The following is a 15,903-nucleotide window of genomic DNA, read 5'->3' as shown; positions in this document are numbered from 1 at the left end:
ACATGGCACTATATATGGTTAAATGCATCTATAGGACTATGCCAATTAAAATCCGCATTCCAAGCCAATGCTTCGTCATTACTAGGGATATATCCCCACAATGCAGTTGCAGTGTGCATATTAGCTGCTTTACCAGCTTGAATATCACGCTGTGCATCACCTATGTACAAGCAACGTGAAGGGTCTACATTCATCTGCTCAGCACAATACAATAAAGGTAAAGGGGAGGGCTTTGACTCTGCTAAGGTATCACCACTGACCACAATACGGGCATTTTTTAATACAGGAATGGCTTTAATTAATGGCTCGGTTAGAAAACTGGGCTTATTAGTCATAATGCCCCAAGGGATTTCTTTATTGTCAAGCGTAATAAGTAATTGCTCAACGCCCAAAAAACACCGAGTATGCGTGGCTATATTAGCTGCATATTGAGTAACTAGCTCGTTTAATAGCTGCTGTTGAGGCTGTTTTTCCCAGTATTCTTTAAAACCGGCAGCCAATAATGCTGCAGCTCCATTTGAGGCCGCTGGGCGATATATATCACTGCTTACTTCTGGCTGTTTATGATTGCGCAGCACCGTATTGAGTGCTGCGCCCAAATCATCAGCGGTATCAAGTAAAGTGCCGTCTAAGTCAAACAGCAATGCTTGATATTCAACCGCAGCAGTGGGTGTTTGAGAGCGTGCCACTACGCTAACTTCTCAAAATGCAGCATATAATTTACGCTTACATCATCATTAAGCGTATATTGTTTTGAAAGCGGGTTGTAACTTAACCCCGCACTGGCACGTACTTTTAAGCCTGCTTGTTCTGCCCATGCAATCAATTGCGCTGGTTTAATAAACTTCTTATGATCATGAGTACCTTCTGGCACCATTTTTAACAGTTTTTCAGCGCCTACAATGGCGTATAAATAAGCTTTTGGGGTTTTATTGAGGGTAGAGAAAAATACCTCGGCCCCAGGTTTTGCCAATTTAGCCACCGCATGAATAATAGAAGCAGGGTCGGGGACATGTTCTAGCATCTCCATACAGGTGATCACGTCAAAGCGTTCTGGGTGCTCATCGGCAAATTGCTCTGCGGGTACTTTTATATATTCAACCGGTACATCGGTTTCTAAACTATGTAACTTGGCAACGGTTAAAGGCTCTTGGCCCATATCGATACCGGTTACTTTTGCGCCCATTCGCGCCATACTATGGCTCAAAATACCGCCACCACAGCCTACATCGAGGGTTTCTTTGTCAAATAATCCTTTGGTTTTGTCTGCGATGAAATCTAATCGTAATGGATTAATTTCGTGAAGCGGCTTAAATTCACCTTCTAAATCCCACCAGTGCTCTGCGATGGCTTCAAACTTTGCTATTTCTGCGTTATCTACATTTTGATGTTCGGTCATAAAATACTTCCTCGTCAATCTGAGGCCATTATATAGGCCTAAATTGATAAATCGCAAAGTTTTGCGCCTGTAAATTAAAATTAATTGTGATAGCATAGCTGCTTAGAAATAATAACAAACACTCTTACTACCTAATACTGGGTTGTTGAGAGCTGATACTGAAGGAATGTGATATCAAATGACTGATCTCGCCAATGAAATTCTGCCAGTCAATATTGAAGACGAGTTAAAAAACTCCTACCTAGATTACGCCATGAGCGTAATTGTAGGACGTGCATTACCAGACGTACGTGACGGCTTAAAACCTGTTCACCGCCGCGTTTTGTTTGCAATGAACGAGCTTAGTAATGACTGGAACAAGCCTTACAAAAAATCGGCCCGTGTGGTCGGTGACGTAATCGGTAAATACCACCCACACGGCGACAGTGCAGTTTATGACACTATCGTACGTATGGCTCAGCCATTCTCACTGCGTTATATGCTGGTAGATGGTCAGGGTAACTTTGGTTCGGTTGATGGTGATTCAGCAGCGGCAATGCGTTATACAGAAGTCCGTATGGCAAAAATGTCGCATGAATTACTAGCCGATCTTGAAAAAGAAACGGTTGATTTTGTGCCTAACTATGACGGCACAGAGCAAATTCCTGATGTGTTACCGACTAAAATACCCAATTTATTAGTGAATGGGTCGTCAGGTATTGCCGTTGGTATGGCAACAAATATTCCGCCACATAACCTAACAGAAGTTGTGAATGGCTGTTTGGCGCTGATTCAAAACCCTGAATTAACCATAACAGAGTTAATGGATTACATTCCTGGTCCAGACTTTCCAACTGCGGCCATTATTAACGGTAAAAAAGGCATTGAACAGGCCTATCAAACCGGGCGTGGTAAAGTGTACATGCGTGCACGTGCTGATGTTGAAACCGATGAAAAAACCGGCCGCGAAACCATTATTGTTCATGAAATCCCTTACCAAGTTAACAAAGCGCGGCTGATTGAAAAAATCGCTGAGCTAGTTAAAGATAAAAAAATTGAAGGGATCAGCGCATTACGTGATGAATCAGATAAAGACGGTATGCGTATCGTTATCGAGATCAAACGCGGTGATGTCGGTGAAGTTATTTTAAACAATCTTTATGCACAAACTCAGTTACAAACTGTGTTTGGTATGAATATGGTTGCATTAATTAATAACCAACCTAAGTGTTTCAACTTAAAAGAAATGCTTGAAGAGTTTATTATTCACCGTCGTGAAGTTGTTACTCGTCGTACCGTGTTTGATTTACGCAAAGCTCGCGACCGTGCACACACGTTAGAAGGCTTAGCGATTGCACTGGCAAACATTGACCCAATTATCGAACTTATTCGTAAGTCGCCAACGCCTGCTGAGGCAAAAATTGCACTAACAGCACGTCCGTGGGAATTAGGTAATGTTAAAGCCATGCTTGATAAAGCAGGCGAAGATAACGTTGCACGCCCAGATTGGTTAGCAAGCGATCTGGGTATTCGTGATGGTCAATACTATATTTCCGAGCAACAAGCCCAAGCAATATTAGATTTACGTTTACATAAACTAACCGGTCTTGAGCACGAAAAAATTCTTACTGAATATCAAACGTTACTTGATTTGATTGCCGAGTTATTATTTATTTTGGCAAATCCATATCGCTTAATGGAAGTTATTCGTGATGAACTGGTTGAAATTAAAGAGCAATATGGTGATGAGCGTCGCACGGAAATAAATGCTGCAGCACACGATATTAGCCTTGAAGATTTAATTAACGAAGAAAACGTCGTTGTTACGCTGTCACACGAAGGCTATGTTAAGTACCAAGCATTAACTGATTACGAAGCGCAGCGACGCGGTGGTAAAGGTAAATCAGCAACCAAGATGAAAGATGAAGACTTCATTGAACGTCTGCTTGTTGCTAATACCCACGATACCATTTTATGTTTCTCTACAGCGGGTCGTTTATATTGGCTTAAAGTATACCAGTTGCCACTTGCCAGTCGTGCAGCGCGTGGTAAGCCAATTGTTAACCTATTACCACTTGAAGCCGATGAGCGTATTACTGCAATCTTGCCAGTACGCGATTATGAAGATGATAAATATATCTTTATGGCAACGGCCTTTGGTACGGTTAAGAAAACGCCACTAACAGCATACAGCCGCCAACGTGCTAGCGGTATTATTGCAGTTAACTTAAACGAAGGTGATAGCTTAATCGGTGTTGATATTACCGATGGTAGCAACGAAATTATGTTGTTCACTGATGCGGGTAAAGTTGTTCGCTTTAAAGAAGCTGAAGAAACCACCGTTGTTGATGAAAATGGTAACCCAGTACTAGATGAAGCTGGCAAACCTGAGATCCGTTTCAAAGGTGTACGTCCTATGGGCCGAACTGCAACGGGTGTTCGTGGTATTAAGATGCCAGACAATCAACGTGTTGTATCGCTTATTGTGCCAAAGAATGATGGTGCAATATTAACGGTGACAGAGAATGGATATGGTAAGCGTACTCAACTTGAAGATTACCCATCGAAGAGTCGTGCTACACAAGGGGTTGTATCGATTAAGGTGAGTGAACGTAATGGTGCTGTTGTTGGCGCTGTTCAGGTTGATGATAACGACGAGATAATGATCATTTCGAATCGTGGAACCTTAGTACGTACTCGCGTTAATGAAGTTTCTACTGTTGGACGTAACACCCAAGGTGTTATTTTGATCAGAACTATTGACGAAGAGCAAGTAGTTGGTTTACAACGTATAGAAGAAATTGAAGTGACTGAAAGTGACTTGATTGATATCGAAGACGTTGAAACAGTAGAGTCGGTTATTGAAGAAGTGGCGGATGATAATCCTCCTTCAGAATAATTGATATTGAAAAAAGCGGCCTTGGCCGCTTTTTTTATATGATAAAAAACAAAGTTTTGTTTAAGTTAAATTACTGGAATGAGGAAAAGGTAATGAGTATATATAATTTTTGTGCAGGTCCCGCCATGTTACCACCGGCCGTTATGCAAAAAGCCCAGCAAGAATTTTTAGACTGGCAAGGTATGGGCGTTTCAGTCATGGAAATAAGCCACCGCAGCAAAGAGTTTTTAGCCTTAACCGCAAAATGTGAAGCCAGCTTACGACGCTTAATGAATATTAGTGACGAGTTTGAGGTGTTGTTTATGCACGGTGGGGGTCGAGGTCAGTTCAGTGCTGTCCCTTTAAACCTTCATGTTGATGGCAAAAAAGCGGTGTATTGTGAAAATGGCGTTTGGTCAAAAAGTGCAACCAGCGAAGCCGATAAGTTTACGCAAACTCACGCTATTGACGTGCGTAACGATGATAACGGGCAGTTCTCTGTTAAGCAAGTAGCCGATTGGGTGCTACCTTTTGATGCATCTTACATTCACTATTGCCCGAATGAAACCGTAGACGGGTTAGAAATTTTTGATGTACCAAGTCATCCCACAGCGCCGATTGTGGCCGATATGTCATCAACTATTTTATCGCGCGAAATTGACGTTAATCAATTTGATTTAATTTATGCTGGCGCACAAAAAAATATCGGCCCATCGGGCATAGCGATTATTATTGTGCGTAAAACGCTTTTGGAGCTTGAAGGACTTGCCAAGCCGGGTATTTTAGATTACGCCCTTGAAGCAAAACAAGGTAGCATGTTTAATACTCCCCCTACTTTTGCTTGGTACTTAGCCGCTGAAGTATTTGCATGGCTTGAACAAACTGGCGGGGTAAAAGCCATGCAAGCACAGAACATTGCTAAAGCGCAGCTGCTTTATGACTTTATAGATAATTCAGATTTTTATACTAATAAAGTGGCTCAGCATTGTCGTTCACGCATGAACGTGCCTTTTTGGCTGGTTGATGAAAGCTTAAATGATAAGTTTGTTAAAGAGTCAAAAGCCGCGGGGTTATTAGCACTTGAAGGTCACCGTATTGTGGGCGGAATGCGCGCCAGTATTTATAATGCGATGCCACTTGAAGGTGTTCAGGCCTTAGTTGACTTTATGGCTCGCTTTGCCAAGGAGAACGGTTAATGGAGCAACTTTTTTTAGCCCCTATTTCACAAGTTAATGGCAGTGTGACGTTGCCAGGTTCGAAAAGTCTGTCAAATCGCATTTTATTATTAGCAGCATTATCTAACGGCACCACAATTGTTGAAAACTTGCTCGACAGCGACGATATTCGCCATATGTTGGGCGCATTAGCGCAGCTAGGCGTAAATGTTACACTTAATGATGAGCGCACCATCGCGACTGTAGAGGGCGTAGGTGGGGTATTTAATACCCCGAGTGAGCCATTGTTTTTAGGTAACGCAGGTACAGCGTATCGGCCATTAACGGCCGTATTAGCAGCCATTGTTGGTGAGTACGAGTTAATTGGTGAGCCGCGTATGGAAGAGCGCCCAATTGGCCACTTAGTAGATGCCTTACAAGCGCTCGGTGGTAATGTGAGTTATTTAAAAAATAAAGATTACCCACCGCTTAAAATCATTGGTGGGCAAATAAAAGGTGGTGAGGTAGAAATTGACGGCAGTATTTCAAGTCAATTTTTAACGGCACTGCTCATGGCCGCACCGTTATTTAAAGGCGATACCAAAATAAAAATCAAAGGCACTTTAGTGTCAAAGCCGTACATTGATATTACGCTTGATGCTATGGCGCGCTTTGGTGTGAGTGTTGAGCATGATAATTACAATACCTTTGTTGTAAAAGGCGCTCAGCAATACCAGGCAGTTAAGCGCATAATGGTTGAAGGCGATGCCTCATCCGCTTCTTATTTTATTGCCGCAGCCGCGATTGCTGGCGGTGAAATAGAAATCAAAGGAGTAGGGGCAAAATCAGTTCAAGGCGATATTGGTTTTGCTAAAGTAATGGAGCAAGTGGGTGCCAAAATAGATTGGTATGATGAGCGTTTAGTTGTTCGTAAAGGCGAGCTTAATGGCATAGATATCGATGCTAACGCAATACCTGATGCTGCAATGACATTGGCTACCGTTGCCTTGTTCGCAAAGGGGCCAACCGCTATTCGCAACATTTATAACTGGCGCGTAAAAGAGACTGACCGTTTACATGCAATGGCAACTGAGCTTAAAAAAGTAGGCGCTGAAGTCGTTGAAGGGCACGACTTTATTGAAATTACACCACCAAAACAATTTAATAATGTGACTGTAGATACCTACGACGATCACCGTATTGCCATGTGCTTTGCGCTTGTTGCAGTAGGGGGCAAACCGATAACGATTAACGATCCGGCCTGTACCTACAAGACATTCCCAAAATTTTTCAAAGTGTTAGCATCCGTTAGTCAGTGATGATTTTTTAATTTTTTATAAAAAGTTATCTACTAAAAGCAGATAATTTTTATTAGTTGGCTTATAATATGGCGGTTTATTTTGGTGTGCATTGAAGGAGGTTTTAAATGCCGGCGTTATTAATGCCCGTAATCACCGTAGATGGCCCAAGTGGTTCTGGTAAAGGAACTATTTGTCGCTTATTGGCTGAAAAATTAGGCTGGGATGTGTTAGACAGCGGGGCAATTTACCGCGTATTATCACTGGCAGCACTTCATCACCAAATTGCGTTAGACAACGAAGAAGCACTGGTTCCATTAGCTGCCAACTTAGATGTACAGTTTCTGATAGACAGCGGCACTAATGCAGCAAAGATAATTTTAGAAGGTGAAGACGTATCGACCACTATTCGTAATGAAGAAGTGGGTGCTGCAGCGTCTAAAGTGGCCGCATTGCCGCGTGTTCGTGAAGCACTGCTTCGTCGTCAGCGTGCGTTTAGAACTGAAAATGGCTTAATTGCCGATGGTCGTGACATGGGGACTGTGGTATTTCCTGATGCGCCATTAAAAATATTTCTAACCGCTAGCGCAGAAGAACGTGCTCGCAGGCGCTTTGTTGAGTTGAATGAGCGCGGGCTTGATGTTACACTAAGTGGTCTATTACAAGACATTAAAGCACGTGATGATCGCGATATGAATCGTGCCGTTGCGCCGCTTGTGCCTGCAAAGGATGCGATTGAGATTGATACTAGCGAACTCAACGCGCAGCAAGTGTTTGATAAAGTTATAACTTTATTAGATGCCAGCCTCTTTGAAGGTAAGCTTCCTAAACGAAGCTAAACACATTTTATGCACCAACAGGATGTCAGTGCTATTTTAACAACCCCATGCAGCATGGTTGCTTATTGGTATTAATATATGAGACGTATATTCGTATGTCAGAAAATTTTGCGCAGTTATTTGAAGAAAGCTTAAAGGGTTTTGAAGCAGAGCAAGGCTCTATCGTTAAAGGTACAGTCATCTCAATCGAGAACAACATTGTACTTGTAGATGCGGGTCTTAAATCAGAAAGTGCTATCCCTGCAGAGCAGTTCAAAAATGCTGCTGGTGAACTAGAAGTTGCTGTTGGCGACGTAGTAGATGTTGCACTTGATGCAATGGAAGACGGTTTTGGTGAAACTATCCTTTCTCGTGAGAAAGCGAAGCGTCACGAAGCATGGATCCGTCTTGAGAAAGCATGTGAAGAGCAAGAAACTGTTACTGGTATCATCAACGGTAAAGTTAAAGGCGGTTTCACAGTTGAAGTTGATTCAATCCGTGCTTTCCTACCTGGTTCACTTGTTGATGTTCGTCCAGTACGTGACACAACTCACCTTGAAGGCAAAGAGCTTGAATTTAAAGTTATCAAGCTTGATCAAAAACGTAACAACGTTGTTGTTTCACGTCGTGCAGTTATCGAATCAGAGAACTCACATGAACGTGAAGAGCTGCTTGCTAACCTTGTTGAAGGTCAAGAAGTTAAAGGTATCGTTAAGAACCTTACTGACTACGGTGCATTCGTTGACCTTGGTGGTGTTGATGGTCTACTACACATTACTGATATGGCGTGGAAGCGTGTTAAGCACCCTTCAGAAATCGTTAATGTTGGCGACGAAATCGCAGTTAAAGTTCTTAAATTCGACAAAGATAAAACGCGTGTATCTTTAGGCCTTAAACAGCTTGGCGAAGATCCATGGGCAGCTATCGCTGGTCGTTACCCAGAAGGTTCTAAACTTTCTGGTCGTGTAACAAATCTTACTGATTACGGTTGCTTCGTAGAAATCGAAGAAGGCGTTGAAGGTTTAGTACACGTTTCTGAAATGGATTGGACTAACAAGAACATCCATCCTTCAAAAGTTGTTTCACTAGGTGACACTGTTGAAGTTATGGTGCTTGAAATTGACGAAGAACGTCGTCGTATTTCTCTTGGTCTTAAGCAATGTATTGCTAATCCTTGGCAGGAATTTGCTCGTCTACAAAACAAAGGCGACCAAGTTACTGGTAAGATCAAATCAATCACTGATTTTGGTATCTTTATCGGTCTTGACGGTGGTATTGATGGTCTTGTACACCTTTCAGATATTTCTTGGAACACACCTGGCGAAGAAGCTGTACGTGAATTCAAGAAAGGCGACGAAATCACTGCTATCGTATTGCAAGTTGACCCAGAGCGTGAACGTATCTCTCTAGGTGTTAAGCAAATCGAAGCTGACCCATTCAATAACTACCTTGATGCAAACAAAAAAGGTGCTATTGTTAAAGGTAAAGTGACTGAAGTTGATGCGAAAGGCGCAACGGTTGAACTTATCGAAGGCGTTGAAGGTTACATCCGTGTAGCTGATATCGCTCAAGAGCGCGTTGAAGATGCAACCACTGTTGTTTCTGTAGGCGACGAAATTGAAGTTAAATACGTTGGTGTTGATCGTAAGAACCGCACTTTAAGCTTATCTGTTAAAGCTCTTTTCGAAGCAGAAGAGAAAGAAGTACTAGAGAAGCTTAAGAAAGAAGAGCCAGTGTTTGAAAACGCAATGGCAGCTGCTTTCGCAAATGCACAAAAAGACTAATTAACTCTAGTCTTTTAATTGGAGGGGCAGTTTATGCCCTTCCATTATTTCTTCTAAGGAAACGCTATGACTAAGTCAGAACTGATAGAAATACTTGCTGAACAACACGCACATATCCCTATGAAAGATGTTGAGAATGCTGTTAAAGAAATTCTTGAACAAATGGCCGGCTCATTATCTTCTTCAGATCGTATTGAGATCCGAGGTTTTGGAAGTTTCTCTTTGCATTACCGAGCACCTCGCACAGGGCGTAACCCTAAAACGGGCGAAACTGTTGAGTTAGATGGTAAGCATGTACCTCATTTTAAACCAGGCAAAGAATTACGTGATCGTGTAAACGAGAGCATTGCTTAGTAAACTAATTGGAGTGGTTACTTGTTTAAGGTATTTAAAATTATTCTGGCGGCACTTTTTTTTATTGGTGCATTTGTACTGGGTTCTCAAAACCCACAACTAACACAAATTAACTACATAATAGCCAGTAATACGTTACCTTTAGCCGTTATAATAAGTATCTGCTTTTTACTGGGTGTTGTCGTGGGCTGTTTTGTAAGTTTTAAATTGTTCACACAATTAAAGTGGCAAAATTACCGTTTAAAAAAGCAATTAACGCCTGATAAAGACAATAAAAAGCGCATTGTCAATAAAGACACCTAATTATGATTGAGCTGTTATTTTTACTGCTTCCTGTTGCTGCCGGCTATGGTTGGATAATGGGGAAAAACAGTGCTAAAAATCAAGCTCATCAATTTAATCGACAAATTACCTCTGAATACAGTAAAGGATTAAAATTTTTACTAGACAGAGAGGAAGATCAAGGGCTCGAGCATTTAATAAATTTGCTTGAAGTTGCCGCTGATTCTGTTGAACATTACTCTACATTGGCGAGTATGTTCCGCCGCCGTGGTGAATTAGACCGCGCGATAAAAATCCACGAATTACTATTAAAACACCCAAGCCTTAACGAAAAACAAGCTGCTAATAGTCGTCTGGAATTAGCCGAAGACTATATAATGGCTGGTTTACTCGATAGCGCAGAGGAGCATTTAATCTGGCTGGTTAAGAATAACCATGTTGAGGCACTCGATCCAATTATTTCTTTGTATTCACAAACCCGTGAATGGCAAAAAGGCATTAATATGTTTGCAGCTCACAGTGAGCTTTTTTCAAAAGAACAACATTTTAAAGCCATCGCTAATTTTTACTGTGAATATGCCATCGCTAGCAATGACTCACAACTTATGCGCAAAGCCATTGGTTTAAACGTTAAAACAATCAGGCCCTTATACGAGCTAGGGCTGAGGGCTTATACTAAAGAAGATTACGTAAAAGCAATTTATTATTGGCGGGAGTTGATCTGCCAATTTACCTTTTTTGCCCCCCTATTTATTGATAAGTTAGCGCACAGTTACAAGCAACTTAAATTAACTCACCAATTTCATGAACTCATTACTGAGTTACTCGAAAAGGGGGGGGTGATGATAAAAATACAACATTGCCAAGCTTTACTTGAACAAGGACACACTAAACAGGCATTTGAGTTTTTAACTGATAATTTAAAACGTCAACCCACTATACGTGGTTTTAGCTTTTTACTTCAGTTAATGAGCGCTGAAAATAAAGATACTAAAGATGTGCTTAATCAAATAGATAAATTAGTTACCTCATACATTGCCACTAAACCCGATTTTCAATGTCAGCATTGCGGCTTTACAAGTTATACCATTTACTGGAATTGCCCTTCGTGTAAACACTGGGAAACCATTGTGCCTAGCAGAGGCTTAGACGGATTTTAATCTCTTAGCATTAAATTATACTTTTCGCTCACTAGTAGGATAGTTATGTCTTTCGAACAATCAAAAAAAATTCTTATCGCCCTTGATTATGATGATCAGCAAACTGCTTTAGCATTTGTTAAACAGTTATCACCAGATACCTGTCGATTAAAAGTGGGCAAAGAAATGTTTACTTATTTTGGTCCTGCATTTGTTAAAGAACTGGTCGATTTAGGCTTTGATGTATTTTTAGATTTAAAATTTCACGATATTCCAAACACGGTGGCGAAAGCAGTGATCGCGGCTGCCAAAATGGGCGTTTGGATGGTTAATGTTCACGCCAGTGGCGGTGTTGAAATGATGATTAAAGCCAAACAGGCGCTTGAGCAATTTGGTGATAAAGCGCCATTATTAATTGCCGTTACCGTTTTAACCAGTATGGATGAAATTGAGCTTAAGCGTTTGGGTATAAACAAATCAGCTCAAGAACAAGTAATGCATTTAGCAAAACTTGCAAAAGAATCAGGCCTTGACGGTGTGGTGTGTTCGGCGCAAGAAGCGCAAAGTTTAAAAGCGGCTTTAGGTAACGATTTTAAACTAGTGACCCCAGGTATTCGCCCAGCGGGCAGTGATGTTGGCGACCAAAAACGTATTATGACACCTAAACAAGCCGTAGAAGCTGGCAGTGACTACTTAGTAATAGGTCGTCCTATCACTGAGGCACAAAATCCTATTGAAGTATTAGCTGATGTGAATAAATCAATAGCTTAAATTTTAAATTAGCATAATGTGAAAGAGTTTCTATAACTAATTTTCTTTGTGCTACATTTAAATCATGGGTGTACAGTGGAGAACTAACTTTGCGAATAATCTTTTTTTTAGTTGTTATCATTTTTAGTGGTTTTGCAGTTAATAAATATGTGTTGTCTAGCAAGATGTATCAGGGTGTTTCAAATGTTACAGATTTAGTATCTGAATATCCCGTTGATTTATTTAAGTTTAAAAAAATGGCTCAAAATTATGCCCAACATTTATGTTATAAAAATGAAGCCGCTTTAGAGGATAAAAATGTCAGTGCAAGTGATTGCGTTGCAGCTCACGATGAAATGCAAAAAGAATGTACAGACAAGGTATTTAGGTTAGCACCGCTAAATATCAACTCTAAAAAAGAATTGATTGAATACTCAAACCACTATTCACGTTGTGCTTTACCTTATAAAAATATTAGCTTATAAATATCAGATACTAAAAAGCCACTAAAATTTAAATTCTAGTGGCTTTTTATATTTAATTATTTTAAACGAATAGCCTTAGCTTCAATATCAATTAAGCCTTGCTTAAACAAGCCGCCAATGGCTTTTTTGTAGTTTGCTTTGCTGGTAGAAAATACTTTTTTAATCAGCTCAGGATCTGATTTATCACCTATGGCTAATATGCCACCTTCATCTTTTAGTTTTGTCATAATTTTTTCACCCAGTTCGCTCACTTTTCCCATACCTGGTTTTTCTAGGATAACGTCAATCTTGCTGTCTTCGCGTACTTTTTGAACATAACCAGTTAAGCGCTGGCCAACAAACAGGTTTTTAAATACCATGTTATAAAAGATCACCCCAAAGTGCGCTTCTTCAATAATAACTTTGTAACCAATGTCTGTTTTTCCTGCCACAATAAGTTGCACTTCTTGCAGTGGTGCATACTCAGGCTCTGCTTTATTCAGGAAGCGATTAAAGTTAGTAGATGCACAAATACGGCCGCTGGCATTATCTAAATATAAACGCACGAGGTAAGAATACCCTTCCTGCATTCTTGGTTTTTGTTCGTTAAATGGGGCAAGCACGTCTTTTTCTAAGCCCCAATCTAAAAAAGCACCAATACTGTTTATTTCTTTAACACGAAGTAGGGCGTATTCACCCACTTGAGCTAACGGCTTTTTCGTTGTGGCAGTGGCGAGATTAGCGTTATCTAAAAAGATAAATACGCTGACACTGTCACCCGCTTCAAGCTCATGTTTTATTTCTTTTTTAGGTAAAAAAACTTCACCTAAGTCATGGCCATCTAAATAGGCACCTTCGTTGCTGACTTCTTTTACAAATAGGGTTTGGGTCGTTCCTAGGTAACTCATAATTATTCCTGCTCAGGCTTTTTTTTACGACGCATCGGGGTGTCACCATCAATATTAAGGGGTGCTTTAATGGGGACTGATGGCTTTTTAGGTTTCGCTTTGCGTTTTTGCTGTGGTTTTTTATCAGCCACTACTTTTTTAATCGGTTTAACTGGCATCATTTTTTTCTCTTTGATGCCTTTAAATTTTGCTTTTAAACCGTCAACAGAAGCAAACGATAACTCATCATTTAAAAATGATTTTATAGCTAGGTAGCTTGCCCAATCTTTTGGACCAACCAGTGATAGCGCATTACCTTTAAAACCAGCACGACCAGTGCGACCAATACGGTGAACGTATTCTTCTGCGTGTTTTGGTAAATCAAAATTAATAACATGGGTTACGCTGAGTAAATCTAAACCGCGCGATGCCACATCAGTGGTAATTAATATTTTGAAATTTTCGCGGCTGAATGCATCCATAATATCAAGACGCTTAGTTTGGGTTAAATCGCCTGCTAATGCGACAGATTTAAAGCCCTTGCTATTTAATGCTTCACTTAAACGACTCGTATCAGCACGCGTTGCAGTAAATATAATGCACTGACCAACATTATCTTGCTTTAAAAAGTGTTCAAGCAGTGCTTCTTTATGATCAAGGTGATCAGCTAAATACAATGTTTGTTTAATGTCACTGTGTTGCTCATTAGCAGCACTTAGCATAATTTTTTTCGGTTTTTTTAATAAATTACGTGAAAGCGCATCGACTTGAGCATGATCAAGTGTTGCTGAAAACAATAAGGTTTGACGTAAACGATGATCGGCCAGTTCATTAATTAACTTCAGCTGCTGAGTAAAACCTAAATCTAAAATACGGTCGGCTTCGTCAAATATAAGCAGTTCTAGACCACTTAACTGTAATGACCGTTGATTTAAATGATCCGCTAAACGCCCTGGTGTCGCCACCAAAAAGTGGGGGTCGTTACGCAAAGCTTTAATTTGGTCATTAAAGTTTTCACCACCGAGAATTTTTACTGCCTTGATATTTGTACCGGCAATAAGTAAGCGTAGTTGGGTAAACACTTGGGTTGCAAGTTCACGAGTAGGAGCAACAATAAGTACACGAGGGTCACGTTTACTGAGGGCTTTTTGTTTCATCACACGTTGTACAGCGGGTAATAAAAACGCTAAAGTTTTGCCTGACCCCGTTTTTGACTGAGCAAAAATGTCATGTCCAGCAAGTGCCGTTGGCACAGCGTGAGCTTGAATATCGGTAGGCTGGGTGATCCCTTGGTGCGCTAATTGTGTTTCTAGGCGAGTATCAATCCCAAGATCAGTAAAGTGCAATGTTTGTTTCTCCATATGAGCAAGTCTTAATTTATCCGCCATTATAGCCCACTGAGCGACTGCGCTAACAGCAAAAAGCGCATTATCAGCCATTTTTTTGCATTTAAACAAAAAAAGCGTAAAATAAGCGCCCCACATGCGCCGGATTTACGATTCGGTAAACGCCCTTACGGGTTTTAAAAGCAAAATAGGAATACCATATGACTACTGTCCATAAAGATAATGCAACCAGCGAACACTTTGTTGTGTGCGCGCTGTATAAATTTGTTTCTTTACCTGATTTTGAAGCACTTCGCCAACCTTTACTCAATGTCATGGAGAAAAACGAGGTACGTGGTACTTTGTTAATTGCCGCAGAGGGGATTAATGGTACTGTCTCTGCAAAACGTGAAGGCATAGATAATTTACTTGCGTGGTTAGATACCCAGCCAAATTTAGACAATATTGTTACCAAAGAATCATTTGATGATGAATGTCCGTTTTATCGCACCAAAGTAAAACTTAAAAAAGAAATTGTGACTATGGGTGTTGAAGGCGTTGATCCATTAAAAGTGGTGGGCAGCTATGTTAAACCTTCACAGTGGAATGCATTAATCTCTGATCCAGAAGTCATCCTTGTGGATACCCGTAATGATTACGAAATTGAAATTGGTACGTTTCAAAACGCAGTTGATCCAAACACTAAAACGTTCCGTGAATTCCCGCAATGGGCTAAAGAAAACCTAGATCCGGCCAAGCATAAAAAAGTAGCTATGTTTTGTACAGGTGGTATTCGCTGTGAAAAATCAACAGCTTACATGAAAGAGCAAGGCTTTGATGAGGTTTACCATTTAGAAGGTGGTATCTTAAAATACTTAGAAGAAGTACCAAAAGAAGAAACCATGTGGGAGGGTGAGTGCTTTGTATTTGATAATCGAGTAGCGGTCAATCACGATTTACAAAAAGGCTCATACGATCAGTGTCATGCGTGTCGTATGCCAATCACAGAACAAGAAAAGCAAAAACCAGAATATATGGAAGGCGTATCGTGTCACCACTGTATTGATGAGGTCACTGATGAACAACGCGCTCGCTTTGCCGAGCGCCAAAAGCAAATAGAGCTTGCTCAAGCGCGCGGTGAAGGACACATTGGTAACGAAGCTCAGACTGTTTTAAAACAACGTAAAGAAGCTAAAAAAGCACAAAAAGACGCGCAACGAAGTAAATAATTAGCCAGTGCCAATAATAAATAAAACCTCAGTGATCACTGAGGTTTTGTTATTGTATCTCATCTCACCTAATTTCATCTTATAGTTTTACCACCTTATCGTACTAAGCTACTTATTGATCACAGAGCTGTTAAACTACGTACTTAATGGAAATAATAATTAA

Annotated in this window: 15 protein-coding genes; 11 read left to right on the top strand and 4 right to left on the bottom strand. The window is 40.6% G+C overall.

Annotated features, from left to right (window positions below):
- Window positions 1-8: 8 nt before the first annotated feature.
- Together AC6H44_RS07815 and ubiG are read right to left on the bottom strand one after the other, a co-directional pair.
- Window positions 9-689 carry an HAD family hydrolase gene (locus AC6H44_RS07815; protein ID WP_500738304.1) on the bottom strand — a complete coding sequence of 227 codons (681 nt, stop codon included), beginning with the start codon at window positions 687-689 and terminating at the stop codon, window positions 9-11.
- Window positions 689-1,399: a bifunctional 2-polyprenyl-6-hydroxyphenol methylase/3-demethylubiquinol 3-O-methyltransferase UbiG gene (gene ubiG / locus AC6H44_RS07810; RefSeq protein WP_500738303.1), complete on the bottom strand. Its 711-nt coding sequence runs from the start codon at window positions 1,397-1,399 to the stop codon at window positions 689-691. The genes AC6H44_RS07815 and ubiG overlap by 1 nt, the downstream gene beginning before the upstream one ends.
- A gap of 178 nt (window positions 1,400-1,577) precedes the next feature.
- Here ubiG and gyrA point away from each other — a divergent pair, with 178 nt between their 5' ends.
- The 10 genes from gyrA to AC6H44_RS07760 all read left to right on the top strand — a co-directional run bounded on the left by gyrA (window position 1,578) and on the right by AC6H44_RS07760 (window position 12,320).
- The gene (gene gyrA, locus AC6H44_RS07805) at window positions 1,578-4,277 is read left to right on the top strand and encodes a DNA topoisomerase (ATP-hydrolyzing) subunit A (RefSeq protein ID WP_500738302.1); all 2,700 of its coding nucleotides are present in this window, start codon (window positions 1,578-1,580) and stop codon (window positions 4,275-4,277) included.
- A 92-nt stretch (window positions 4,278-4,369) separates the two neighbouring features.
- Entirely contained in the window at window positions 4,370-5,452 is a 1,083-nt protein-coding gene (serC, locus tag AC6H44_RS07800; RefSeq protein WP_500738301.1) for a 3-phosphoserine/phosphohydroxythreonine transaminase, read from the top strand.
- On the top strand, window positions 5,452-6,729 hold the full coding sequence (gene aroA / locus AC6H44_RS07795; RefSeq protein ID WP_500738300.1) for a 3-phosphoshikimate 1-carboxyvinyltransferase: 1,278 nt from the start codon (window positions 5,452-5,454) through the stop codon (window positions 6,727-6,729). Before serC ends, aroA begins: the two co-directional genes overlap by 1 nt.
- Before the next feature lie 107 nt (window positions 6,730-6,836).
- Window positions 6,837-7,547 carry a (d)CMP kinase gene (gene cmk / locus AC6H44_RS07790; protein ID WP_500738299.1) on the top strand — a complete coding sequence of 237 codons (711 nt, stop codon included), beginning with the start codon at window positions 6,837-6,839 and terminating at the stop codon, window positions 7,545-7,547.
- A gap of 95 nt (window positions 7,548-7,642) precedes the next feature.
- On the top strand, window positions 7,643-9,310 hold the full coding sequence (gene rpsA / locus AC6H44_RS07785) for a 30S ribosomal protein S1 (protein WP_500738403.1): 1,668 nt from the start codon (window positions 7,643-7,645) through the stop codon (window positions 9,308-9,310).
- Between the two features lie 66 nt (window positions 9,311-9,376).
- Window positions 9,377-9,664, top strand: coding sequence for an integration host factor subunit beta (gene ihfB / locus AC6H44_RS07780; protein ID WP_500738298.1), 288 nt, complete (start codon window positions 9,377-9,379; stop codon window positions 9,662-9,664).
- A gap of 21 nt (window positions 9,665-9,685) precedes the next feature.
- Window positions 9,686-9,967, top strand: a complete 282-nt coding sequence (locus tag AC6H44_RS07775) for a lipopolysaccharide assembly protein LapA domain-containing protein (RefSeq protein ID WP_500738297.1) — start codon at window positions 9,686-9,688, stop codon at window positions 9,965-9,967.
- 2 nt (window positions 9,968-9,969) lie between these two features.
- Window positions 9,970-11,106, top strand: a complete 1,137-nt coding sequence (gene lapB / locus AC6H44_RS07770; RefSeq protein WP_500738296.1) for a lipopolysaccharide assembly protein LapB — start codon at window positions 9,970-9,972, stop codon at window positions 11,104-11,106.
- 45 nt (window positions 11,107-11,151) lie between these two features.
- Window positions 11,152-11,856 (top strand): orotidine-5'-phosphate decarboxylase, encoded by a 705-nt coding sequence (gene pyrF / locus AC6H44_RS07765; protein ID WP_500738295.1) that lies wholly within the window; start codon window positions 11,152-11,154, stop codon window positions 11,854-11,856.
- Between the two features lie 89 nt (window positions 11,857-11,945).
- The gene (locus AC6H44_RS07760) at window positions 11,946-12,320 is read left to right on the top strand and encodes a hypothetical protein (RefSeq protein WP_500738294.1); all 375 of its coding nucleotides are present in this window, start codon (window positions 11,946-11,948) and stop codon (window positions 12,318-12,320) included.
- Between the two features lie 56 nt (window positions 12,321-12,376).
- Here the strand turns inward: AC6H44_RS07760 and AC6H44_RS07755 are convergent, their stop codons facing one another.
- The gene (locus tag AC6H44_RS07755; protein ID WP_500738293.1) at window positions 12,377-13,207 is read right to left on the bottom strand and encodes a CvfB family protein; all 831 of its coding nucleotides are present in this window, start codon (window positions 13,205-13,207) and stop codon (window positions 12,377-12,379) included.
- Between the two features lie 2 nt (window positions 13,208-13,209).
- The gene (locus AC6H44_RS07750) at window positions 13,210-14,532 is read right to left on the bottom strand and encodes a DEAD/DEAH box helicase (RefSeq protein ID WP_500738401.1); all 1,323 of its coding nucleotides are present in this window, start codon (window positions 14,530-14,532) and stop codon (window positions 13,210-13,212) included.
- 200 nt (window positions 14,533-14,732) lie between these two features.
- Here AC6H44_RS07750 and trhO point away from each other — a divergent pair, with 200 nt between their 5' ends.
- Window positions 14,733-15,740 carry an oxygen-dependent tRNA uridine(34) hydroxylase TrhO gene (gene trhO / locus AC6H44_RS07745; protein WP_500738292.1) on the top strand — a complete coding sequence of 336 codons (1,008 nt, stop codon included), beginning with the start codon at window positions 14,733-14,735 and terminating at the stop codon, window positions 15,738-15,740.
- Window positions 15,741-15,903 lie beyond the last annotated feature (163 nt).

This window comes from Pseudoalteromonas sp. TAP-3C (genome assembly GCF_059888565.1).
This window is presented reverse-complemented; position numbering and strand designations above follow the sequence as displayed.